21 protein-coding genes are annotated in these 22,424 nt (G+C 56.1%); 4 read left to right on the forward strand and 17 right to left on the reverse strand.

Translation table 11 applies throughout. The features are described 5' to 3' along the window. The first annotated feature begins 35 nt into the window (after nucleotides 1-35). Both SADFL11_RS22970 and SADFL11_RS22975 read left to right on the forward strand, forming a co-directional pair. Entirely contained in the window at nucleotides 36-947 is a 912-nt protein-coding gene (locus SADFL11_RS22970) for a LysR family transcriptional regulator (RefSeq protein WP_040450935.1), read from the forward strand. 58 nt (nucleotides 948-1,005) lie between these two features. Beyond that, complete coding sequence (locus SADFL11_RS22975) at nucleotides 1,006-2,421, forward strand: M20 family metallopeptidase (RefSeq protein ID WP_008190453.1); 1,416 nt, start codon at nucleotides 1,006-1,008, stop codon at nucleotides 2,419-2,421. Here the strand turns inward: SADFL11_RS22975 and SADFL11_RS22980 are convergent. From SADFL11_RS22980 to SADFL11_RS23000, 5 genes are all read right to left on the reverse strand, one after another. Continuing rightward, nucleotides 2,413-3,570, reverse strand: coding sequence for a Gfo/Idh/MocA family protein (locus SADFL11_RS22980; RefSeq protein ID WP_040450934.1), 1,158 nt, complete (start codon nucleotides 3,568-3,570; stop codon nucleotides 2,413-2,415). The genes SADFL11_RS22975 and SADFL11_RS22980 overlap by 9 nt on opposite strands. 9 nt (nucleotides 3,571-3,579) lie before the next feature. Then, complete coding sequence (locus SADFL11_RS22985) at nucleotides 3,580-4,635, reverse strand: sugar phosphate isomerase/epimerase family protein (RefSeq protein ID WP_008189044.1); 1,056 nt, start codon at nucleotides 4,633-4,635, stop codon at nucleotides 3,580-3,582. 75 nt (nucleotides 4,636-4,710) lie between these two features. Then, nucleotides 4,711-5,667: a substrate-binding domain-containing protein gene (locus tag SADFL11_RS22990; RefSeq protein WP_008192056.1), complete on the reverse strand. Its 957-nt coding sequence runs from the start codon at nucleotides 5,665-5,667 to the stop codon at nucleotides 4,711-4,713. A 104-nt stretch (nucleotides 5,668-5,771) separates the two neighbouring features. After that, nucleotides 5,772-6,788, reverse strand: coding sequence for an ABC transporter permease (locus tag SADFL11_RS22995; RefSeq protein ID WP_008197168.1), 1,017 nt, complete (start codon nucleotides 6,786-6,788; stop codon nucleotides 5,772-5,774). Nucleotides 6,789-6,790: 2 nt separating this feature from the next. Continuing rightward, nucleotides 6,791-8,314 (reverse strand): sugar ABC transporter ATP-binding protein, encoded by a 1,524-nt coding sequence (locus tag SADFL11_RS23000; protein ID WP_040452436.1) that lies wholly within the window; start codon nucleotides 8,312-8,314, stop codon nucleotides 6,791-6,793. A gap of 202 nt (nucleotides 8,315-8,516) precedes the next feature. On the opposite strand from SADFL11_RS23000, the gene SADFL11_RS23005 reads away from it, so the two are divergent. Further along, the gene (locus SADFL11_RS23005) at nucleotides 8,517-9,548 is read left to right on the forward strand and encodes a LacI family DNA-binding transcriptional regulator (protein WP_008196791.1); all 1,032 of its coding nucleotides are present in this window, start codon (nucleotides 8,517-8,519) and stop codon (nucleotides 9,546-9,548) included. An 82-nt stretch (nucleotides 9,549-9,630) separates the two neighbouring features. Here the strand turns inward: SADFL11_RS23005 and SADFL11_RS23010 are convergent, their stop codons facing one another. The 7 genes from SADFL11_RS23010 to SADFL11_RS23040 all read right to left on the reverse strand — a co-directional run bounded on the left by SADFL11_RS23010 (nucleotide 9,631) and on the right by SADFL11_RS23040 (nucleotide 17,189). Beyond that, nucleotides 9,631-11,148, reverse strand: a complete 1,518-nt coding sequence (locus SADFL11_RS23010) for a mannitol dehydrogenase family protein (protein ID WP_040450933.1) — start codon at nucleotides 11,146-11,148, stop codon at nucleotides 9,631-9,633. Then, nucleotides 11,136-11,909, reverse strand: a complete 774-nt coding sequence (locus SADFL11_RS23015) for an L-iditol 2-dehydrogenase (RefSeq protein WP_008189910.1) — start codon at nucleotides 11,907-11,909, stop codon at nucleotides 11,136-11,138. Before SADFL11_RS23015 ends, SADFL11_RS23010 begins: the two co-directional genes overlap by 13 nt. Continuing rightward, nucleotides 11,906-12,910: an ABC transporter ATP-binding protein gene (locus SADFL11_RS23020; RefSeq protein WP_008191023.1), complete on the reverse strand. Its 1,005-nt coding sequence runs from the start codon at nucleotides 12,908-12,910 to the stop codon at nucleotides 11,906-11,908. The genes SADFL11_RS23015 and SADFL11_RS23020 overlap by 4 nt, the downstream gene beginning before the upstream one ends. Nucleotides 12,911-12,921: 11 nt before the next feature. Beyond that, the gene (locus SADFL11_RS23025) at nucleotides 12,922-13,752 is read right to left on the reverse strand and encodes a carbohydrate ABC transporter permease (protein WP_040450932.1); all 831 of its coding nucleotides are present in this window, start codon (nucleotides 13,750-13,752) and stop codon (nucleotides 12,922-12,924) included. An 11-nt stretch (nucleotides 13,753-13,763) separates the two neighbouring features. Continuing rightward, nucleotides 13,764-14,642 carry a carbohydrate ABC transporter permease gene (locus SADFL11_RS23030; RefSeq protein WP_040450931.1) on the reverse strand — a complete coding sequence of 293 codons (879 nt, stop codon included), beginning with the start codon at nucleotides 14,640-14,642 and terminating at the stop codon, nucleotides 13,764-13,766. 120 nt (nucleotides 14,643-14,762) lie between these two features. Further along, nucleotides 14,763-16,067, reverse strand: a complete 1,305-nt coding sequence (locus tag SADFL11_RS23035; RefSeq protein WP_008192549.1) for an ABC transporter substrate-binding protein — start codon at nucleotides 16,065-16,067, stop codon at nucleotides 14,763-14,765. Nucleotides 16,068-16,157: 90 nt separating this feature from the next. Next, nucleotides 16,158-17,189 carry a LacI family DNA-binding transcriptional regulator gene (locus SADFL11_RS23040; protein ID WP_008196054.1) on the reverse strand — a complete coding sequence of 344 codons (1,032 nt, stop codon included), beginning with the start codon at nucleotides 17,187-17,189 and terminating at the stop codon, nucleotides 16,158-16,160. 468 nt (nucleotides 17,190-17,657) lie between these two features. On the opposite strand from SADFL11_RS23040, the gene SADFL11_RS23045 reads away from it, so the two are divergent. Next, entirely contained in the window at nucleotides 17,658-18,308 is a 651-nt protein-coding gene (locus SADFL11_RS23045) for an NAD(P)-dependent oxidoreductase (protein ID WP_209002688.1), read from the forward strand. Nucleotides 18,309-18,321: 13 nt separating this feature from the next. Here the strand turns inward: SADFL11_RS23045 and SADFL11_RS23050 are convergent, their stop codons facing one another. From SADFL11_RS23050 to SADFL11_RS23070, 5 genes are read right to left on the reverse strand one after another with little or no spacing between them, the layout of a single operon-like run. Then, a complete protein-coding gene (locus tag SADFL11_RS23050; protein WP_008194264.1) occupies nucleotides 18,322-19,428 on the reverse strand; it encodes an isocitrate/isopropylmalate dehydrogenase family protein in 1,107 nt (368 codons plus the stop codon). Nucleotides 19,429-19,440: 12 nt separating this feature from the next. Then, nucleotides 19,441-20,088, reverse strand: a complete 648-nt coding sequence (otnC, locus tag SADFL11_RS23055) for a 3-oxo-tetronate 4-phosphate decarboxylase (protein ID WP_008196749.1) — start codon at nucleotides 20,086-20,088, stop codon at nucleotides 19,441-19,443. After that, on the reverse strand, nucleotides 20,085-21,329 hold the full coding sequence (gene otnK, locus SADFL11_RS23060; RefSeq protein WP_008193785.1) for a 3-oxo-tetronate kinase: 1,245 nt from the start codon (nucleotides 21,327-21,329) through the stop codon (nucleotides 20,085-20,087). The genes otnC and otnK overlap by 4 nt, the downstream gene beginning before the upstream one ends. Next, nucleotides 21,329-22,123 (reverse strand): N-acyl homoserine lactonase family protein, encoded by a 795-nt coding sequence (locus SADFL11_RS23065; protein WP_008195958.1) that lies wholly within the window; start codon nucleotides 22,121-22,123, stop codon nucleotides 21,329-21,331. The genes otnK and SADFL11_RS23065 overlap by 1 nt, the downstream gene beginning before the upstream one ends. After that, nucleotides 22,120-22,410 (reverse strand): putative quinol monooxygenase, encoded by a 291-nt coding sequence (locus SADFL11_RS23070; protein ID WP_008195368.1) that lies wholly within the window; start codon nucleotides 22,408-22,410, stop codon nucleotides 22,120-22,122. The genes SADFL11_RS23065 and SADFL11_RS23070 overlap by 4 nt, the downstream gene beginning before the upstream one ends. Nucleotides 22,411-22,424 lie beyond the last annotated feature (14 nt).

Below are 22,424 nucleotides of genomic sequence, written 5' to 3' on the forward strand. Positions count from 1 at the left end.
GTAGGCATGACTATTTATAAGGCAGATCTCAACCTATGGCAGAGCCACGGCACAGACTGAGGGAAATGGAAGCGCTCCGGGCGCTTGTGACCACCGGCACGACCATTGGCGCCGCGCGGCGGCTCGGTGTTTCGCAGTCCTCTGTCAGCCGGGCGTTAGGGCAATTGGAGCAGCGGGTTGGCCGTACTCTGTTTTTGCGGAGCGCCGGCAAGATCGAACCGACCGCCGCGGCGCTCAGGCTCAACGAACAGCTTGATCCGCTTTTTGAAACGCTCGCTCTGATTGAAGGCGCTGAATGGGCGCAGGCCGATGAAGAACCTCTGCGCCTCATTGTTCCCCCCACGCTTGCCCATAACTTCATCATCACAAGAGTGGCTGCATTCCTGAAACAGAACCCTGGCAAGAACCTGCAGCTGGATATTCAGGCAACGGATGTGCTGGTCTCCGGTATCCTGGATCTGCGCTATGACCTTGGTCTGACCAGTGCGATGATTCAGCGCTCCGGTGTCACTCTCGTGCCGTGGCTCCGTTCTCATGTAGTCTGCGCAATGCCCAAAGGACATCCCCTTGAGGCAAAGGAAATCGTCACTCCGGCCGATCTGGAGGGCGTGGAGTTGATCGAGTTTCTAAGGCGGCTCGGCACCCGCGCGATCACCGAACAGCTGTTTGCCCGCTCTGGTGTCAAACCCCGGACGGTTGCGGAAACGGCGACGAACATGGCTGCTCTTGAGTTGGTCCGCGAGGGGCTTGGCGTCACGGTGCTGAACCCCTTTCCCGTACTTTCTGTTGGTGTACCGAACATCTCCGTCCGGCCATTCGATGCACACATCACTTATGACACCAGCTTTGTGCTTCCTGCGGGGCGCCAACCGTCAGAGCTTGCTCAGCAGTTCATGGAGTACATCAAGTCGACCACGCCGGCCGATGACTACTCAGAGGCCGTTTGACCGGCGATCAGCCACGGCAAACAATTGCAGACAAAAAGATACAAACAAGGGATTAGGCATGACAAAACGGAGCGCAGCGATTGAGGCGGCAGCGAAGAGTTTCGGAGATGGCAGTTTTCAAAAGGATTTAACTGAGCTGGTGGCCGTAAAGACGTCCAGCCGGGAGGAGGAGCACCGGTCCGACCTGATGCGCTATCTGGATACTGAGATGCGCGAGCGGTTCGAAGCGATGGGTTTTACGGTCGATATCCATCCAAATGACATACTCGACCGGGCGCCTTTTCTCGTTGCCAAGCGGATCGAGGATCCAAGCCTGCCCACACTGTTTTGCTACGGGCACGGGGATACGGTGCCCGGAGAAGAAGGCCGCTGGAGCGAGGATCGGGATCCCTGGACGCTGGATGTCGCGCAAACACAGTCTGGTCCCCGCTGGTATGGCCGCGGCACCGCAGACAACAAGGCGCAGCATGCCATCAATATGGAAGCCATGCGCCATGTGATCGATACCCGTGGCCGTCTTGGTTACAACGCCACGTTCCTGATCGAGATGGCAGAAGAAATGGGCTCGCCTGGGCTCTATGAATTCTGCCGGGACAACCGGGATATGCTGGCAGCCGATCTGCTGATTGCATCCGACGGTCCGCGTTTTTCGACAGATGCGCCGGATATCAAGCTTGGTACGCGAGGCGGTCTGAACCTGAGGTTCCGTCTGGAATACCGGGAAGGTGGCCACCATTCTGGCAACTGGGGAGGACTGCTTGCCAATCCGGCCATCGTGCTCATGCATGCGCTCACGACCCTGGTCAGCCGAACCGGCGAGATCCTTCATCCCGGCCTGAAACCTGCCCATATCAAGAATTCCGTGCGCGACGCGCTTGCCAAGGTGACGGTTACATCCGGACCGGATGATCCGGAGATTGATCCCTGGTGGGGAGAGCCTGGCTTGAGCGCCGCTGAGAAAGTCTTCGGTTGGAACACATTTGAAGTCCTTTCCTTCATTGCGGGGGACCCGGAAAATCCGCAAAACGCTGTTCCCCCCCTTGCCGAAGCCATCTGCCAGATCCGCTTTGTGGTGGATACGGACCCCGACACCTTCCTGCCTCTGATCCGCCAGCATCTGAAGGACAACGGGTTTGATGGCATCACTGTGGAACCGGCCCGGATGTCGATGCTGCGCGCTTCACGGCTCGATCCGGAACATCCGGCCGTTGCCTGGGCTGTCACATCAGTTGAAAAGACGACTGGAAAACCGGTCACCGTTATCCCCAATGCCGGTGGTTCCCTGCCAAACGACATCTTTCTCAACACCATCGGCATGCCAACGCTCTGGGTTCCGCACAGTTACACCGGCTGTTCCCAGCACGCCCCCAACGAACACGTCCTGCCGCATCTGATGAAAGAAGGATTGGAGATGATGACAGGCTTGTTCTGGGATCTGGGCGACGGGTTTCCTAAAGAACAGAGGTCATCCTAGCTTCACCCAAGCTGCATTTCTGGTTGACGATCTTACACAGGCGTCGACAAATTCCACGCCTGCGAGGCCCTCTTGAATGCCGGGCAAAAGCGTTGTTTGGGTTTCGCCGGTGGCATGAACCCGGATCGCATCGGCAGCTTCCCGGTAGAGGTTGGCGAACCCTTCAAGGTAGCCTTCCGGGTGTCCGGGCGGGATCCGTGTTGTCGGCGCGATGCTCTCCAGCATACCCGCGCCGCCTCTTGTCAGGCGCTGGGCGGGTTCTCCAAACGGCGAATACTGCAGATAGTTCGGATTTTCCTGATGCCATTCAATGCCGGCCTTGTCGCCATAGACCCGGAGCTTGAGATTGTTCTCATTGCCCGGTGCGACTTGTGAACACCAGAGCATCCCGCGCGCCCCGCCGTCAAAGCGCAGCATGACGTGACCGTTGTCATCTACCTGACGGCCTGGGACGAAGGACTGCAAATCGGCGGCAAGGCTCTCGGCGCGCAGGCCGGTCACAAAGCAAGCCAGATTGTAGGCGTGGGTGCCAATGTCTCCAGTCGCGCCCCCCAATCCGGACCGGGCAGGGTCCGTGCGCCAGTCGGCTTGCTTGTTGTGCTGTTCGACCGTCAGCCAATCCTGCGGGTACTCGACCTGAATGACCCGGATTGTTCCAAGATCGCCGTTTTGGACCATCTCCCGCGCCTGACGGATCATCGGATAGCCGGTGTAATTGTGCGTGAGAATAAACAGGGCCGGCGAGGCCTCGGCCGCTTTGGCCAGCTTTTTGGCGTCTGCCAGCGTGGAGGTCATCGGCTTGTCGCAGATCACGTGAATGCCGCGTTTCAAGAATGCCTTGGCAGCTGGATAATGAACATGGTTCGGCGTCACGATGGCAACCGCTTCGACCCCGTCCTTCAGCCGTGCCTCTCGTTTGGCCATGTCCTCAAAGGAGCTGTAAATCCGGTCCGCCTTGAGGCCGAGAGCCTGCCCGGAAGAGATGGCCTTGTCCGGTGTTGAGGACAAGGCTCCTGCGACCAGTTCAAAACTGTTGTCGAGCCGTGCTGCGATCCGGTGAACCGCGCCGATGAACGCATCCTTGCCGCCGCCGACCATGCCGAGGCGGAGCGGGCGTTGGAATGTGACTTCTGTTCCTTCAATGGCCATGTTGTGCTCCTATGCAATGCCCAGCATCTTGCGGTTTGCCGCTTCGTCTGTCCCGCCGTCGGCAAAGTCATCAAAGGCTTTTTCAGTGACGCGAATGATATGGTCGGCAACAAACTGGGCACCTTCGCGGGCGCCATCTTCCGGGTGCTTCAGGCAACATTCCCATTCGACGACCGCCCAGCCGTCGAAGTCATTGGCTGCCATTTTGGAAAAGATCGCTCCAAAATCGACCTGTCCGTCGCCCAAGGACCGGAACCGCCCCGCACGGTCAACCCAGGGCTGATAGCCGCTGTAAACGCCCTGGCGGCCGGTCGGATTGAACTCGGCATCCTTGACGTGGAACATTCCGATCCGGTCCTTGTAGATGTCGATGTTGTCGAGATAGTCGAGACACTGAAGCACGTAGTGGGACGGATCATAGAGCATCTTTGCGCGGGCATGATTGTCAACGCGGTCCAGGAACATCTCGTACGTCGCGCCATCATGAAGATCCTCGCCGGGATGGATCTCGTAGCAAACATCCACGCCCATATCGTCCGCATAATCCAGAATTGGCCGCCAGCGCTTGGCAAGTTCGTCAAACGCGGTCTCAACAAGCCCAGCCGGTCGTTGCGGCCAGGGATAGATGTAAGGCCACGCCAGAGCGCCGGAAAACGTCGCATGAGCGGTGATGCCAAGATTGCGGCTGGCCGTTAACGCCTGCTTGACCTGATCAACAGCCCAGGCCTGGCGCGCGGCCGGATTGCCGCGGACTTCCGGAGCTGCAAAGCCGTCAAAGGCGGTGTCATAAGCAGGGTGGACGGCCACGAGCTGGCCTTGCAGATGGGTTGAGAGCTCCGTGATCTCAACACCGTTCTGACGGGCTTGTCCGGCAAAGTCTTCGCAGTATCCCTTCGAGCTGGCGGCTTTTTCCAGATCAATGAGCCGGCCATCCCAACTTGGAACCTGTACCCCTTTGTATCCGCAATCGGCGGCCCATTTCGTAATCGCGTCCCAGGAATTGAATGGCGCTTCATCTCCCGCAAACTGAGCAAGAAACAGCGCAGGCCCCTTTATCGTTTTCATGACGACCTCTTGAATGAAATAGAGTTTTTGGGGCCGGGATCCGTGACTTAACCCCGGCCCACGCAAAGTCACTTCTTAGAATGGCGACTCTGGGAAGTAGTAGCTTTCAGCGTTTTCACGGGTGATCAGTGTTGCCCCGAGAATGTACCGGCCGGCCACCGGGCCATTCGACTTGAAAGCGTTGACCGTTGCATCCATCGCGGTTGCAATCATTGCCGGCGGGTAAAGGACATTTACAGGGATCAGCTCATCGCCATCCATGATGCCTTTGATGATTTCCTTCATGCCAGCACCTCCGACAACGAACATGCCGTTGCCCTCACGGCCTGCCTGTTTCAAAGCAGCGACCACGCCGATTGCGATATCGTCGTCTTGAGCCCAGACCGCATCAATGTCCGGGAAGCGGGACAGGAAATCCTGCATCACTTCAAAACCGTCGTCGCGGTTCCAGTTGGCGTGCTTGTGATCCAGGACGTTGATACCCGAGCCTTCGATTTCGGCCATGAACGCATCAAAGCGTTCGTTGTCGATCACGGTCGGGATACCGCGCAACACAACGATGTTGTCGCCGTCCTTAAGGCGTCCCTTCATGTATTGCGCCGATACGCGGCCAAGCTCCGGATTGTTGCCGGCAACGTAAAGGTCTTCGATCCCCGGCTGGCTGAGACCACGATCGACGACGGTGATCCAGGCGCCAGATTTCTTGACATTCAAGACCGGATCGGTAAGCGGTTCGGACTCAAACGGCAGAACGACGAGTGCATCAATCTGATGGACCGATACGAGGTCTTCCAGCGCACTTGCCTGCGCGCCTGGATCCGGCGAGTTCACAAGGATCAGATCCACGTCCGGATAAAGAGCCTCCAGACGTTTTTCGGCCTGCTCCGCGTGCCAGTTCATGCCCGCTGCCCAGGCATGGGTCGGTGTCGGGTAGCTGACGCCGATCTTGATCTTTTCTTCCGCGACTGCCGTCCCGCTGAGGGCGATTAGCCCTGTCAGTGCCATCGCACCCAGTGTTTTTCTTCCAAGCATTGTTTCCTCCTCCGATGCTTTCCTCAAGGCGCACCTCTCCCGTCCGGTGCGAACCGGTTCAAATTGGGGACGGGTCCCTATTCCATGGATCTAATGGGCCGTGCTCAGCCGTTCTTTTTGAGTTTCCAGTCGCTGCGCTGCAGCAGCACAGCAACGATAATGATCAACCCCTGCATGGTTCCGTTCAGGTAGTTTGAGATCATGTCCGTGAAGTTCAGGATGTTACCGATGGTGGTCAGAATGAGCGCGCCCAGGATCGTGCCCCCAATTCTGCCATAACCGCCTTTCAGAACGGTGCCGCCGATGATCACGGCCGCGATCGCTTCCAATTCCCATAGTACGCCTGTCGATGCTGAGGCAGAGCCGAGGCGGGGGACATAAATGATGGTCGCGAAGGACACGCAGAGGCCTTGGATGATGTATGTCAGCGTCTTGACCCGATCGACATTGATTGCCGAGTACTTGGCGACGGCTTCATTTGATCCGATGGCCGTGCAGTAGCGTCCGAACGCTGTCCGGTTTAAAAGCAGCCAGCCACAGATAGCAACGGCAATGAAGACCCAGACCGGGATCGGCAGTCCCAAAAAACTGTCATAGTAGACCGGTCGGTAGGTGCCGCGAATGTCGAAGTTGAGGGACAGCGTGCCGCCGTCTGCGAAATAGGTCACCAAAGACCGGTAGATCCCCATGGTGCCTAGCGTCACTATAAACGCCTCTATCTTCCCCTTGGTGGTCAGCGCTCCATTGATCCAGCCTGCGCCGATGCCGAGGAGGATCGCCAAACCACACCCAAACAGGACGGTCGGCACACCGGTCCCGAGCGTTTCAACGGCATTGTTCATGACAATTATCATCACGCCGGAAATGGCCGCTGCCATAGAGCCCACCGACAAGTCGATCCCGCCAGCGGTGATGACGAAGGTCGCGCCTACGGCAATGATGCCGATAAACGCCGACCGCGTCAGCAAGTTGGTCAGGTTGCCTTCACTCACGAAGGCGGGATTGAGCAGGAACCCGATCACGCACAACAGGAGTAGAGCCAAAGCTGGTCCAAGCGTTTTGAGGTCTATCGCAAAGCGCTTTGATGCCTTGTCTGCGTTGTTTTCCGATACGCTTGTCATGGTCAATGGAGTTCCTCCCGTTTCAGCCCGGCGGCATAGCGCATGATTTCGTTTTCGTTGATGTGATCTCCGGTCAGTACTCCGGTGATCTGGCCTTCCCGCATGACCACAACACGGTGGCAAATTCCGATGATTTCCGGCATCTCCGAGGATATCACCACGACCGAAACGCCTTCCGCTGCCAGCGCAGCGATGAAATGATAAATCTGTTGTTTGGTGCCGACATCGATCCCGCGGGTGGGTTCATCAATGACAACGATCTTCGGATCGCATTCCATGATTTTCGCGAGCAGCAATTTCTGCTGGTTGCCGCCGGAGAGCTTTCCGACAACGATATCCTGGTCCCGTGCCCGGACATCGAAACGCCGGATGGCGCGCTCAAGCGCATTGGCTTCAGCGGTACTGTCGAGGGTGAAGTTTTTGATGAATTTCGGCAAGGCAAACAGGGTTAGATTGGGCTGCATCTTCTTGTCCAGAAGCAACCCTTTCTCCTTCCTGTCCTTCGTAAGGTAGGCAAGCCCTGCGTCTCTTGCTGCGGCAACGGATAGGGCGCTGACTTCGGTTCCAAAAAGCCGGACCCTGCCGCCCTCGACAGGCGCCAATCCACAAATGGCCTCAAAGACCGCTGTTCGGCCTGACCCGATCAGTCCCGAAAACCCCAGGATTTCGCCTTTGCGCAGATTGAAGCTGACATTGTGAGCGCCGGGCGTTGAGAGGTTTTGAACCTCCAGGACCAAGTCTGCGTCTACATCCGCTTCGTGCATCGGCGGATAAAGGTCAGAAAGTTCCCGGCCTACCATCATCTGGGCCATGGCGTCCGGGGTCAGTTCGTTTGCCAGGCGGGTGTCGATCCATTGCCCGTCGCGCAGGACGGTCACCCGGTCCGCAATAGCTTTAACTTCATTCAGCTTGTGCGACACAAACACAATGCCGACGCCAGTTTGTTTCAACTTCTGAACTTGCCGAAAGAAGATTTCCGTTTCCTCTTCCGTCAATACGGCTGTCGGCTCGTCCATAATGAGGATACGTGCGTTTCTGCTGACGGCTTTGACGATTTCAACCATTTGCTTTTGTGCAATGGTGAGATCTGAAATTCGGTCAGAAGGGGAGATGTCGAGACCGACATCATCCAAATACTTTTGCACAAGGGATCTCATGCCCGCCCGGTCCAGAAATCCCCTTGATTTCAGTTCCCGTCCCAGAAAGACGTTTTCCTCAACCGTCATCTGTTCCGCTAGATTGAGTTCCTGGTGGATCAGAACGATGCCAAGTTTTTCGGCGGCGCCATTGGGAGGGAGTTCGGTCGTCGTGCCGTCGAGCTTGATGTGACCGGTCGTCGGGTCGTGGAAACCGGACAGGATTTTCATCAAGGTCGACTTGCCCGCGCCATTCTCTCCGATCAGGGCATGAACCTCACCCGCCCGAATGTCCATGCTGACGCTGAACAGCACAGGCACCGGCCCAAAGGATTTGCTGATGTTGACGGCCTCAATCACCGCCTCCAGCTGGGGCGAATGGTGTTGCATTTGGTAGTCCTCCCAGACATCAGTGCCCTCTTCCACACTGTTGCCAAGACCTCATGTAAACGTTTTCACGCATGATGTAAACCTTTACATACTGTATTGTAAACCTTTTCAAAGGGCGTGGAAGAACCTATACAGCGTAGAGAGGTGTGGAATTTCATGAGGTTAATGAAGTGGCGCACCGCAACAAAACCGGGGTAAAAAAATGGATGATCCGGGCAGCCGGCCGGCGACCATTGAAGACGTCGCAAAGCTTGCGGGCGTGTCTATCGCGACTGTCAGCCGTGCCCTTCGTTCCCCGGAGAAAGTCGCCGAGAGCACTCGCAAGAAGGTAACGGCTGCCATTGCTCGGACCGGCTACACAGCCAACGCAATGGCTCAAAATCTTCGGATGCAGCGCTCGCAGATGGTCCTGGTGCTGGCCTCAGCCATTGCCGATCCGAATTTTGCCGGCATTCTCACGGGATTGGAAAAAGCCGCCAATGACCGCGGCTATGGCGTTCTGATAGGCAATACCGAGGGGACAACCGGATTGGAGCAAAACTACCTTCGCTTCTTGTCAACCGGCATGGCGGACGGCCTGATTTTGCTGACGGGGCACATTCCAGTTGCCGGAGAACCGCAGACGCCTCTTACAGCCCTCCCGCCTATCATTGCCACCGAACGGCCTGTAGATCGGGCCGATATCAGTTATGTGGGTGTTGACGATGTCGCGAGTGCAAAGATGGCAACCGAATACCTCATTTCACTCGGTCACCGCAGGATCGTTTTCATTTCAGGCGGTCCCGCGGATGTCCGCAGCGACCTGAGGCATTCGGGCTACCAGAAGGGCTTGATGGAATCCGCAGTGACCCTGCGCGACTGGCGGCTGGAAGGGGATGGTTCGGCGGAAAGTGGCCGCGCTGCGGTCGAGCGCCTTTTCATCAAGGATGATCTTCCTACCGCGTTTTTCTGTTTTAACGACAATACGGCGATCGGTGTCATATCGGCACTTCAAATGCGGGGTTACCGCGTACCGGTAGATTTCTCGGTACTTGGGTTCGACGACATTCCTTTTGCCAACAACTTCACACCGGGCCTGACCACGATCCGCCAGCCCCGTCAACATATTGGGGAGATGGCGATGTCACTCCTGCTGGATAAACTGGCCAACCGGACACTCTCGGTTCAAACGCATCTTCTGCACGGCGATCTGATCGTTCGGGAAAGCTGCGCGGGCGTTCGAAAGGACCGCTAACATCTTGTCGGGACAGAACCGGTTGCCCCTTCGAACCAGTGAGTCATGCCCCATTTTAACCGTATCAGATGGGTGCCTGGATTTAGCCAGGGTTGCTCGCAGACCTCGCGGTCGCGGTCTGGGCAATTTGTAGATACTCGCGCAGTGCGGTCTCGCAACCGTCTGACCAGATGCGCCCAAGCCAGTGTTCGAATGCAGTGGCAAACCGTGCGTTTGCGGCGAGGTCGCCATAGACGTCGGACTGCTCCAGCCACGCGAGCGGTCTTAAGCGCGCGTTTTGCGCCGCGTCCGTGCGCTGTGACCAATAGGGGTCGTTGGTTTCTATCCGAGACCCATCTTCTCTCGAGCCTTCGCACATTCTGGCCCAAAGGGCTTCCACGAGGGCCAATCCCTCGATTGGCGTGCCGTTCTCAAGACCATCTTCTATAGCCGGCAGCACAAAGCCTGTGTGCCGGGAAGACCCGTCAAAGGCAACGCGCCGCGTGGTGTCCAAGACGGCCGGGTTTGAAAAACGGCTCCGAATAAGGTCGACATACTGGGCAGGGGTCATTTTCGGAACCGCAGAAACATGCGGAACAATTTCGTCTTTCAGGACTTTTGAGAACATAGCCGAAATTAGAGGATGCGCCATGCAGTCAGCAATGGTGCTCAGTGACAGGATCTCTCCGGCGTTTGCGATGACCTGATGCCCCGCATTCAGCAGCCGCAACTTCATCATCTCGTAACCGTGGACATTGTCGGTAAACGTCGCCCCAACCTTCTCCCATTCGGGGCGGCCAGCACAAAACCTGTCTTCCAAAACCCACTGACGGAAGGTTTCGTGAGAGACGGGTGCCTTGTCATCCAGACCGAATTCGCGGGCAAGTGCGATCTCCCGAGAACCGGTTGCTGGGACAATGCAATCGACCATGGAGTTGGGAAAGGTGCAGTTTGCGTCAATCCAGTCCGCCAGATTCGGATCCGAAAGACGGGCGAGGCCAAGGACGGTTTGACGCAGGATCTGGCCATTGGCCAAAAGATTGTCGCAACTCAGTCCGGTAAAGGGGCCGTGTCCTTGATCACGGCGCAGCTTTAATCCTGCGACCATGGCACCGAACGCGGTTTTTGGCGTTTCTGGGTGCTGCGCATCGTGCTGGATGTCAGCGTGCCGTCTATCGAATTCCTTCGTGACCGGATCTATGTAGTAGCCGCCCTCTGTGACCGTTAAGGCGACGATGCGAATGGCAGGATCGGCCATTTGCTGAATGAGGGGGGCATTGTCCGCTGCGATTGGCAGGTAGCCGGTCATGGAACCGACGATTTCTGCACTTGTTTTCGAAGGGTTCAATTCAACCAGCGTCGTCAGGCAATCTTGCGCGACGAGTTTGTCCCGCATGGCAGCATCATATGGCCGTACGCCGGCGCCTATGATGGCCCAATCATGGGCATGCCCGTCCTGCATCAACCGATGCAGATACCAGGCCTGATGAGCCCGATGGAAATTGCCGACACCGATATGGACAATTCCAGGTGTCAGAGCAGAGCGATCATATCTTGGCTTGGTGACTCTGGAAGGAATTGTAGACAAGGTCGCATCTGAAAGAGGTATCAGCTCATCCATTGTCCGCCATCCACATTGTAGGTTTGGGCGAGAATGTAATCGGCATCGCTGGAGGCCAGGAAAACCGCCATTCCAGTCAGATCGTCGGCTGTGCCCATGCGCCCGAAAGGCACGGCTTCGCCGACTTCCCTTTTCTTCTGGCCCGGAGCCTTGTTTTCATACTTTGCAAAGAAGGCGTCGACGCCATCCCAATGTTCACCGTCGACCACACCGGGCGCGATGGCATTCACATTGATGCCGTGCTCGATCAGGTTGAGGGCAGCCGACTGGGTCAAGCTGATGACCGCGGCCTTGGTGGCGCAATAAACCGCAACAAGCGGTTCCCCCCGGCGGCCGGCCTGGCTTGCCATGTTTATGATTTTGCCACCGCCGCCACGTTCGATCATGTGGCGGGCGACTGCCTGCATCGTGAACAAGGTACCAGCGACATTGATATCTAAGGTACGGGCGAAATCAGCGCGCTCGATCTCGACAATCGGCGCTGCAGTAAATATCGCTGCGTTATTGATCAAAATGTCGATCTGCCCGAGCGCTGAGACCGTCGTCTCGACCGCCTGGTCGATGCTGTCCTGCCGCGTGACGTCCATTTCAACGGCAATGGCTGCCGGGCCGAGATCGTCAGCTGTTTGGTTTGCGCGTGCGCCATCAATATCGGCGATTGCCACTTTTGCCCCCTCGGCGATGTAGGCCCGGGCAAACGCAAGGCCGATACCGCGCGCTGCCCCGGTAATCAGCGCCGATTTTCCTTCGAGCCGTTTCATGCCATCCTCAGACCGTTGACATCGAATTTGTGAATGACATCAGTGCGCGGCGTCATGTAGATCTTGTCGCCATGCCGGAAGCCGACTTCACCACCAGCTCGAACAGTGAGGGTTTCAGCAAGCCCGGATTCGTGCACGTGGAAGAACGTGTCGGAGCCCAGGTGTTCCGAAACGCTGACAACGCCCGACCATTGCCCTTCAGTTTCAGAAACAGTGATGTGTTCAGGGCGAATACCGATTGTGTGCGCGCCATGCTCAGCGGCTTCTGCGCCTTCAATGAAGTTCATCTTCGGTGATCCGATAAACCCGGCGACGAACTTGTTGCGTGGGTTTTTGTAGAGTTCCAGTGGCGATCCTACCTGCTCGATGTTGCCTGCACGCAGGACAACAATTTTGTCCGCCATGGTCATGGCTTCAACCTGATCATGGGTCACGTAGATCATCGTGGTCTTAAGGCGTTCGTGAAGCTCTGAAATCTCCAGCCGCATGCCGACCCGCAGGGCCGCATCAAGGTTTGACAACGGTTCGTCGAAGAGGAAGGCGGATGGCTCGCGGACAATTGCCCGGCCGATTGCAACGCGCTGGCGCTGACCACCGGAGAGTTGTCCGGGGCGCCGGTCGAGATAGTCGGTGAGGTTCAGGACAGCAGCGGCCTGTTCGACCCTGCGGTCTTGTTCGACCTTGTCGAGCTTTGCCATGCGCAGGGGAAACGCGATGTTCTTGCGTACCGACATATGCGGATAAAGCGCATAGGATTGGAAGACCATAGCCAGACCCCGTTTGGCCGGTGGGACGCTGGTCGCATCCTGTCCATCGATCAGAATCTGTCCGGAAGTAATGTCTTCCAGACCGGCAATCAGCCGGAGCAATGTGGACTTGCCACATCCGGATGGGCCGACAAAGACCGTGAATTCTCCGTCCCCGATTTCGAGATCGAGCGAGGGAATGACTTCAACGTTGCCGAACCTCTTGGTCACCTGCTTGAGTGTGATTTGTCCCATGACAGTGTTCCCTACTTAACCGCGCCGAATGTCAGGCCGCGAACGAGTTGTTTTTGACTGAACCAGCCAAGGATCAGGATGGGGGCAATTGCCATGGTCGAGGCCGCGCTAAGTTTGGCGAAAAACAGGCCCTCGGGGCTCGAATAGCTGGCGATAAACGCCGTCAATGGTGCCGCGTTGACGGCCGTCAGGTTCAGCGTCCAGAAAGCTTCGTTCCAGGCCAGGATGAAGTTCAACAACATGGTTGAGGCGATGCCCGGTATGGCCATCGGTGTGAGAATGTAGAGGAGCTCTTCCTTAAGTCCCGCGCCATCCATCCGGGCGGCTTCCAGAATCTCGCCCGGAATCTCCCTGAAATACGTGTAGAGCATCCAGACTATTATCGGCAGGTTGATCAACATTAGGACGATCGTCAGTCCGATGCGGCTGTCAAGAAGGCCCAACTGGATGAACAGCAGGTAGATCGGGTAAAGCACGCCAACTGCGGGCAACATCTTTGTGGACAGCATCCACAGCAGGATGTCCTTGGTGCGTTTTGAAGGCACGAAGGCCATCGACCAAGCGGCCGGAACTGCGATGATAAGTCCCAAGATCGTGGAGCCGCCAGCCAGGAATATGGAGTTCCATAGGAAGCGCATGTAGTCCGACCGCTCCTGCACCACCGAATAGTTCTCCAGCGTCCAATCAAAGAACAGAAATATTGGTGGATCGGCGATTGCTTGCGCTTCAGTCTTGAAGCTTGTGAGAATCGTCCAGAGGATTGGAAAGAAAATCAGTAAACCTATCAACCAGGCGACGGCTGTGTTGATCATTTTCCGGTTGTTTGAAACTGCGCGGGCCATTTGATTACTCCTCACGCGTCAAGGTTTTTGCCGACGATGCGCATCAGGAAGATCGCAACGATATTGGCGAGGATAATGGCGTAGACACCACCTGCAGAGCCGAGGCCAACGTTCTGGCTTTCCAGCACGCGCTGGAAGATCAGATAAGACAGTGTCTTGGTGCCAAAGGCACCGCCGGTGGTGACGAAAATTTCCGCGAAAATCGCCAGCAGAAAGATTGTCTGGATCAAGGTCACGATGGTGATTGCCCGCGCCAGATGCGGAAGAACGATGAAAAAGAAACGCTTGTGGACAGGGGCGCCGTCCATTTCAGCTGCCTCCAGCTGCTCACTATCGAGAGACTGGATAGCGGTCAGCAAGATTAGCGTCGCGAACGGCAGCCACTGCCAGGAGACGATCATCACCAGCGATGGCAGTGACGCCTGGCTCAACCATTGTATCGGCTCGGCCCCAAAAAACTTCCAGAGATGCGCCAGAATGCCGTTGACCGGATCCATGAACATGTTCTTCCAGACCAGCGCGGATACTGTGGGCATCACGAAAAAAGGCGCAATAACCAGAATTCGGACAACTCCCTGACCCCACATTGGCTGATCCAGCAAGATCGCCAGTGCAATTCCCAAGGCGATGGTGATGACCAGAACGCCCCCGACAATGATCAACGTGGTCTGAATGCTGGGCCAAAACGAGCTTGAACTCACGAACCTGACATAGTTGGTAAATCCGACCCACTCTAACCCGTTGGCCATGGAGTCGCCGCGCAGTGGCAGGTATTTCTTGAAGGAAAAGAACAGCGTCATGCACAGCGGGATAAGCATCCAGCCCAAGAGCAGAACGACTGCTGGTGCCATCATCATCCGGGCGGCAGAACGTGATTGCTGAGTGGCCATGACACATCTCCTCTGTTGACGGACGCGGGTCCATCTCGAAATATATCTTTAAAATGAAATGGCAGAAGGAGGCCGAAGGACGGGCGAACCCGCCCTCCGGAACTGGAAGTTAGCGCGAGCTTATCGGTAGCCGGCGGCTTCCATTGCATCGTTGGTCAGAGCTTGAGCTTTGGCCAATGCCTCTTCTACGGTCTGTTGACCTGCATAGGCAGCCGAGAACTCCTGGCTCACTTCAGTTGCGATACCGGCAAACTCCGGGATGGCAGCGAACTGGATGCCAACGTATGGGCTTGGTTCGACTGTCGAGTTATTCGGATCAGCCGACAGGATTGAGTCCAAGGTCATCTTGGCGAACGGTACGGCCTGATACTCTGGGGTCTCGTACAGAGATGTCCGCGCACCTGGAGGAACATTGGCCCAGCCTTCTTTGGCAGCTACGAGTTCGATGTAGGACTTGGATGTGGCCCACTCGATGAATTCTTTCGCTGCTGCTTCTTTTTGAGTCCCGGCAGGAATTGCCAGTGCCCAGGCCCACAGCCAGTTCGAACGTTTGCCGAGACCGGCATCGGGCGCGAGCGCGAAGCCAACTGATTCAGCAACGGTCGAGTCGTTGGGGTTTGTCACAAAGGACGCTGCAACAGTGGCATCAATCCACATGCCGCATTTGCCTTGCTGGAAGAGCGACAGGTTTTCATTGAAACCGTTGGTCGCGTATCCCGGAGGGCCAGAAGCGTCCATCATGTCTTTATAGAAGTTCAGCGTGTTGGCCCATTGTTCAGTGTCGAACTGAGCGTTCCAGTCCATGTCAAACCAACGTGCACCGAACGAGTTCGACATCGCGGTGATGAATGCGCCGCCTTCACCCCAACCAGCCTTGCCGCGGAGGCAGATGCCGTTGATCTCGTTGTCACGGTCGGTCATCGCCGCAGCGGCTTCCTTGACAAAGTCCCAAGTCGGCGCGTCCGGCATTTCCAACCCGGCTTTAGCCATGAGGTCGGTGCGGTACATGATCATGGAGCTTTCGCCATAAAAAGGAGCAGCATAAAGCGTTCCGTCGTGGCTCAGTCCGCCGGCCATGGCAGGCAAAATGTCACCGGCATCATATTCATCGGAGAGATCGTTTAGTGGAACGAGCCAGCCGTTTGCACCCCAGATCGGCGTTTCGTACATTCCAATGGTCATAATGTCGAAAGCGCCACCCTTGGTGGAGATGTCCGTCGTCACGCGCTGACGCAGTACGTTCTCCTCCAACGTGACCCACTCGACGGTGTGGCCGGTCTTTGCTGTGAAAGCGTCGGTGTAACCCTGCATTCGGATCATGTCACCGTTGTTCACAGTTGCGATGGTAAGTGTTTCTGCCTGTGCTGCAACTGCAGTCATCACGACAAACGCGGTCGTCGCACAAAGTGCGTTCTTTATGTACATCCGATCTCCTCCCTTGGCTGGATGTTGGGCAAACCATATGCGCTACCGTAACGGCGAGTCAACTAAAAATTAACGCGCGTAAAATTTAATCTACGCAGAACTGCGTAAAACCAGGCGCGCTGAGAAGACGGTTTCTTCACGGCGGGCAAATCGCCCACCAGCTTCTATGAGGTTGTTGAGGGTTTTAAATGCGTGGTCCGACACGCTGTCGTAGTCGTGGGCTGCTGTTGTTAGAGACGGGCAGGTGAATTTTGAAAATGGGTGGTCGTCATGGGACGCGACCCTCATGGCGCAGCCAGCACCGCGCCCGACCCGCAAGCCTTTCTCATAACAGGCGGATAGCAAGCCGATCGCCAGCCGATCGTTGCTGCACAACACGGTGTTGGTGGGAAAGCCGCCGGTTTCCAGGATGCGAAGCGCACCGTCGCGCCCGATTTGTTCAAACGCCCAGCCCTCGCCCTCAATCTTCAGAATACGCGGTTCGAGGTTGCGCTCGGCCATCAGCTGTTCATAGGCAGCCCGCCGTTTGTTTGCGTTTGGGTTGGCAGGTGTGCGCATTTCAAAGAAACTTGGTGGTTCGCCCGTTCGGGTGAGATAGTCGACAGTTTGGGAGACAAAGCTGAAGTTATCAGATCCCACAAAGGCTTCCCCGATGCCTGCAATGTTGCTGTCAAACAGAACAGTTGGGACATCCTGGCAGAATTTCTCAACGGACAATTTGTCGGAAGCCCGGCCGAGCGGTGCGAGCAGGACCCCGGCTGGCTTCAGAGACCGCAGACTATCAAGGATCTCATTCTCGAGCTGTTGTTGGCCGTGGGCGCTGTAAAGGGTTGGGTGAAACCCGGCCTCCAAACAGCGTTGCTCCATCTTCCTTGCAATTTCTGTGAAGAATGGATCGGCAAGATAGGGGACGACAATGCCGACATTCTTGGTCAGCTTGCGGTTCTGGTTCATTGCAAAAATGTTTGGCCGGTAATCGTATTTTTGCAGAGCGTCTTCGATTCGCAACCTTGTCGTTTGGCGGACGCTCTCGGGATTGTTGAAGTATTTTGAGAGCGTTGGCCGGGAGATGCCGCTGACCGCTGCAAACTCCTCCATATTCTTCAGCTTCCGCTCAACCACTTGTTCTGCCTTTCCGGTGCATCCGCATCATGAGCCGCATTTTTTGGAAAAATACACTTGTCTATGTTTCCGCGCGACAATTTTTGACATTACATTAGTTTGCGTAGCTGAAATTGGTCAAGCTACTGACAACACAACGTCTCACAATGAACTCGATGTTTTGATAAAGGAGACACCCGGTCACTAAAACAGCATGAACAATGACCCATCTTAGGGTGAGGCTGGACAGGTGTTTGTAGGCGCTTGGAGCATCACCGCTATGTTTGAACGGGAGCGAACATGTTGCTGCTCCGGTTAAGGTAACCGCCTCAGATCTGCTGCACAGCTACGCAAGGCAATTTTCAAATCCAGAATACATCCCGTATCTTGGCGGTAGCGCCATTCCAAGGCCTGCACTGCCAACGGCGTTCTCCTATGTTCCAACATGCATTCCGGGACACCGTCTTACGCTGCTGCAGAGAGATGACTTTGGCGCTGATTTTGGCAAGTTATCGCCAGATCCCACAGCAGGTGGCGTCGATCCGTGCCGGAGAATGGCAAATGGGTGTCGGACGTACTCTGCGGGGCCGAACGCTCGGGCTCTATGGCTATGGCCGGATTGCCAAAGCCGTTGCAGGCTATGCTGAAGCCATCGGAATGAACGTCCAATGGTGGGCATCTGACGCTGGCCGCGAGCGTGCGATCAAGGAAGGCGCAAGGGTTGCCGAAAGCCGGGAGGTGTTTTTCAACTCCTCAGATATTGTAAGCTTGCATGTTCGCTTGAAGCCAGAAACGTGCGGCATCATTACGGAGGCCGACCTTGCGAACATGCAATCCCGCGCGCTCCTGGTGAATACCTCACGGTCCGGCCTTATCGCAACAGGCGTTCTTGAAGCAGAAGTCGCCTGTGGGCGGATATTTGCGGCCGTTGATGTCTTCGACCAGGAGCCACTACGCGATCGGGATAACGGGCTTCTGACTCATCCAAACGTGTTGCCGACACCGCATGTCGGTTATGTCACCGAAGACGAGTTCGATCTGCAATTCTCGGATATTTTCGATCAGGTCAACGCCTACGCTGCTGGCAAACCAATTCATATGATAAACTCTGAAGCCTATGCGCCGTCAGCAAACTTATGATCACTTTAGGTGATTATTGCGCGGCGATCTGGCGGCTTTCGGATACGGTATCCGTGATCGCCTTTGTGATCGCGCGGGTTCCCATGTCGCCGCCGAACTCTATAGGCCGCAGACGGTTGTTGCGGAACCCATCATCAACTGCCTGGTTAATGAGATCGGCAGCGTCAGAGAGGTGCGGATTGCCCAGTTTTTCGGCGAGGTAATCGAGCATCAAAGCACCACTAAGGATCGCCGCCAGCGGATTGGCCTTGTCCTGTCCCATGATGTCCGGCGCGCTGCCATGGGCCGGCTGGAACAGTCCAGTATGGTCGCCGATCTCCGCACACGCGGCCATCCCCATTCCGCCAACAAGCCCACCGGCGAGGTCGGAAAGAATGTCTCCAAACATGTTTTCGGTCACCAGCACATCAAAGTCCCAGGGCTTGCGGACGAGGTCTAGAGCCTGGGCGTCGACATAATTGTAGCCGATCAGAACATCCGGATAGTCCGTTTTCACCTCATCGAAGATCTGGCGAAAAAAGGCGAGGGAGGTAAAAACATTGGCCTTGTCGACGCAAGTGAGGCGTCCTTGAAATCCTTTATTCTGGCGTTTCCGGGCAAGATCGAAGGCAAACCGGTGCAGCTTAGTCGTGGTCTTTCGTGTGATCCGCAGAATGTCTTGGACTTCGTCATCGTTCACAACGAGCGAGCGTTTGTGTGCTGCTGCAGAATAAAACAGACCTTCGGTGGACTCGCGCAAGATGATGAGATCAATCTCTGCGGCCCGCGGATCGGCAAGCCGTTGCGGGGCATTGGGATAGGCTTTGACCGGGCGTACACCAGCATAAAGACCAAAGCGATCGCGCAGCCTTAAATGCGGAGAGATTTCCGTTCCATCCGCGTGCCGAATGGATGGTAGTCCAATGGCTCCCAGGAAGATGGCATCCGCGGCTTCAGCCCTTTCTTCTCCGTCTGCCTCTATATCCTGGCCAGTTTCCTGGAAATACGCTGCGCCGGCATGAATTTCGTCCAGCTCAGGTTTCGGCTGTCCGGTTTTTTGAAGTGTAGCCTCGAGCACAGCCATTGCAGCGTCCGCGACGTCGATGCCTATCCCGTCTCCTCTGATAAGCGCAATTTTCATGAGTACGGTTCCTTACGTCCAATCAACATCAAAACGAGTGACGATTTGTGATATCTGTTCCGGGGCCAGAAGAGACGGAGAGGTCCCGCGCAGCAACAGAGCCAGCTTTGCTGTAGCCTCCAGCTCTTCCATAGCGTAGACGGCAGCCTCAAGGTTCTTGGCCGCGACGCAGGGGCCATGATTGGCAAGAATGACTGCTGATCGTTTGCCGGCCAGCCCGCGTATGGCGCTGCCCATGGCTGTATCGCCAGGCACAAAAAACGGCAGCAGCTTCACTTTGCCAAGCAGCATGATCCCGTAAGCTGTGAGGGGAGGCAGGACACTGTCCTGATCGATTTCCGGCAGTAAAGATAATGCCACTGAATGGCATGAATGCAGATGCACAACGGCACCGGTCGCTCCTCGGGTTTCATAAAACGCCGTATGCAACGGAATTTCTTTTGTTGGCACATCTCCAGACAGCAACGCCCAAGTCTCCGACAGATGGCTAATGCGGGCCGGATCAAGAAAGCCCATGGATGAACCTGTTGGTGTGACCAGATAGGTGCCGTCATCCAGACGCATAGAGATGTTGCCGGTCGATCCATGGGTCAGGCCGCGGTCATAAAGAGATTTGGCCATCACGGTGATTTGCTCGCGGGCTTTGGTAATAGCGCTCATGAGCCTGCCCGCAGAACGTGAAGAGCGTCTTCGAAAAAGTTTGGTCCCCCAAAGTTGCCGGATTTGAGGGCGAGTGCCAACGGCTGGCCCGCGACACTCAAAGCAGGGACGCCAGGAGCGATCCGAGGGCCAATTTCAAAAGTGGATGCCTTGATCCCGGATACGACAGCGCCTGACGTTTCCCCGCCTGCGACCACGATGCGTTCAACTCCAGCGCCAACGAGAGCTGCGGCAAGATCGTAAAACAGGTTTTCTATGGCAGATGCACTCTTGTCGCGACCGAACCGTTGCTGGACCTGACTGACGGTTTCAGGGTCTGCCGAAGAAAAAAGAAGTGGCGGTTCGTCTTGGCTGATGGTCCATTCAACCAATTCGTCTATCGATACCCATCCCCCGATTACATCCTCGACCATGATTTCCCGGCTGGGGGCTTTTTGCCTGTAGTGGCTCACTTGGCCGCGTGTTGCCGTCGAACAAGATCCGGACAACACTACCGCTTTGCCGCCTATGCCTGTCCAGCTATGCTGATGTGGGGTGATGCCGAAATTCGCCGGTAGGCCGATTGCGATCCCGGATCCTCCGGTAACAAGACGGCGGCCAGCCGCTGCCTTTCCGATCGCAATGAGATCCTCGTCGGTGATTGCATCGAGGATCGCCATCGAGCCCGTTTTGGCATTGATCGCGTCACCAATAGATTCCGCCCCCTGCCGAACGGTCCTGTGTGCAATATGCGAAACAGGCCAAGTCGTTTGCCTTGAAAGAACCCGTCGAATATCCGGGTCTCGCATCGGGGTGAGCGGATGGTTCTGCATTCCGCTTTCATTCAAGAGCGTTTCCCCGACGAACAAATGTCCCTGATAGACCGTACGTCCATTCTCTGGAAAAGCCGGGCAAACGAGGACTGTTTGTTCGCCGAGCCGTTCGGCGAGAGCTTGGGTCACTGGGCCAATGTTGCCTTCATCCGTTGAATCGAACGTTGAGCAAACCTTGAAAACGATTTGCTCGCATCCTTGCGAGAGCAGCCAGTCCGATGCGGCCAGCGATTGCCGGATCGCGTCTACGGCGGGCTCCGTCCGTGATTTTAGGCTGATGACGCCAGCATCACAGTTTGTGCCAGAGCCGCTAGCCTCCGTTGAACTGGGTACACCGACAAACTGTGCCGTTTGCATGCCGGCCTCAGAGAGCATCAGTGCGATATCAGACGCCCCTGTGAAATCATCTGCGATGACGCCAAGTTTCATTAGCCGGCCTCCTCAGATGGTCCCCGGTCGAGGCGCAAGATGTGATCCGCGCCAAAAATTGGGAACCGTTTGCGAACCAAAGGGTCGTGGCCCGGAATGACCAGTCTGTCGTCGCTCGCAAGGGTGCGGATGCGCCTGAATCCATTGAGCATTTCGTGCAAGTCTACGACGATCGGAAATGGTTTTTCCTTGAGAAAATTTTCATAGTAATGCGCCGCATCCGATGCCAGACACAGCCAACCGGCACTGGTTAGCACCCGGACCGCTTGTAAGCCTTTGCTGTGGCCGCCAATCCGGTGAACGGTCACCCCTTCGGCGACCTCGCCATCGCCTTCATGAAACGTAGTACGACCTGAATAAAGTCTGAGGACAGCTTCACAGACGTGTTCGCCTGTGAAGGGGGCCTTCAAAACCGGGTGGCACATGCAGGGACCTGTTGCGTATGCCATTTCTGCCGCTTGCAGATGGATGGTCGCATTTGGGAAGTGTTTCAGCCCGCCAGCATGGTCATAGTGAAGGTGCGTCACAATGATGGTCGTGACCTTATCTGGGGAGATGCCGAGCGGGAGAAGAGCTTCTCGCGGGTCTTTCAACACCGGTCGGCCACGCCGATCTGCCTCTTCATGATCATATCCGGTATCGACCAGAATGAGCTCATCACCCCGGCGCAGAACCCAGATGAAATAGTCCATGTCATGCGGCTGGTCATGATTGTCATCAAACAGGAAACTGTCCCGGCGAGTCCTGACGTTTCGCTCTGCATATTTGACGGCGTAGACTTCCCAAGGGCTCATTGCGAGACCCCTTTGTAAGTCTTGACGGTTTTTTCTCTAATCATTTCTGCCACTTCAGCGTCAAATTTCAGAAAATGCGGTGTTGTCAAATGTACTTGGAACGCCGCTTCATCCTCATAGACCTCGTACAGGAAAACCTCTTCGGGGCGGTTTTCGTCGGTGCAGACATCAAACTGCCGGCATCCATCCTCTTTTGTGAGTGAGGCCTGCGCATTTTGGACCATCAACGGCAAGAACGCCTCGAACTGATCCGGTTTGATCTGAAATGTGACTGTCACAACAAACATCGATTGGTCCTTGC

This window comes from Roseibium alexandrii DFL-11 (assembly GCF_000158095.2).
GTDB lineage: Bacteria > Pseudomonadota > Alphaproteobacteria > Rhizobiales > Stappiaceae > Roseibium > Roseibium alexandrii.

Coding starts and splice junctions, on each gene's coding strand:
- SADFL11_RS23030 (WP_040450931.1), bottom strand. CDS start 14,642: ATGGCCACTCAGCAATCACGTTCTGCCGCCCGGATGATGATGGCACCA.
- SADFL11_RS22985 (WP_008189044.1), bottom strand. CDS start 4,635: ATGAAAACGATAAAGGGGCCTGCGCTGTTTCTTGCTCAGTTTGCGGGA.
- SADFL11_RS23065 (WP_008195958.1), bottom strand. CDS start 22,123: ATGAGCCCTTGGGAAGTCTACGCCGTCAAATATGCAGAGCGAAACGTC.
- SADFL11_RS23035 (WP_008192549.1), bottom strand. CDS start 16,067: ATGTACATAAAGAACGCACTTTGTGCGACGACCGCGTTTGTCGTGATG.
- SADFL11_RS23000 (WP_040452436.1), bottom strand. CDS start 8,314: ATGCAACACCATTCGCCCCAGCTGGAGGCGGTGATTGAGGCCGTCAAC.
- otnK (WP_008193785.1), bottom strand. CDS start 21,329: ATGAAACTTGGCGTCATCGCAGATGATTTCACAGGGGCGTCTGATATC.
- SADFL11_RS23050 (WP_008194264.1), bottom strand. CDS start 19,428: ATGAAAATTGCGCTTATCAGAGGAGACGGGATAGGCATCGACGTCGCG.
- SADFL11_RS22975 (WP_008190453.1), top strand. CDS start 1,006: ATGACAAAACGGAGCGCAGCGATTGAGGCGGCAGCGAAGAGTTTCGGA.
- SADFL11_RS23010 (WP_040450933.1), bottom strand. CDS start 11,148: ATGGATGAGCTGATACCTCTTTCAGATGCGACCTTGTCTACAATTCCT.
- SADFL11_RS23005 (WP_008196791.1), top strand. CDS start 8,517: ATGGATGATCCGGGCAGCCGGCCGGCGACCATTGAAGACGTCGCAAAG.
- SADFL11_RS23020 (WP_008191023.1), bottom strand. CDS start 12,910: ATGGGACAAATCACACTCAAGCAGGTGACCAAGAGGTTCGGCAACGTT.
- SADFL11_RS22995 (WP_008197168.1), bottom strand. CDS start 6,788: ATGACAAGCGTATCGGAAAACAACGCAGACAAGGCATCAAAGCGCTTT.
- otnC (WP_008196749.1), bottom strand. CDS start 20,088: ATGAGCGCTATTACCAAAGCCCGCGAGCAAATCACCGTGATGGCCAAA.
- SADFL11_RS22990 (WP_008192056.1), bottom strand. CDS start 5,667: ATGCTTGGAAGAAAAACACTGGGTGCGATGGCACTGACAGGGCTAATC.
- SADFL11_RS23025 (WP_040450932.1), bottom strand. CDS start 13,752: ATGGCCCGCGCAGTTTCAAACAACCGGAAAATGATCAACACAGCCGTC.
- SADFL11_RS23015 (WP_008189910.1), bottom strand. CDS start 11,909: ATGAAACGGCTCGAAGGAAAATCGGCGCTGATTACCGGGGCAGCGCGC.
- SADFL11_RS22970 (WP_040450935.1), top strand. CDS start 36: ATGGCAGAGCCACGGCACAGACTGAGGGAAATGGAAGCGCTCCGGGCG.
- SADFL11_RS22980 (WP_040450934.1), bottom strand. CDS start 3,570: ATGGCCATTGAAGGAACAGAAGTCACATTCCAACGCCCGCTCCGCCTC.
- SADFL11_RS23070 (WP_008195368.1), bottom strand. CDS start 22,410: ATGTTTGTTGTGACAGTCACATTTCAGATCAAACCGGATCAGTTCGAG.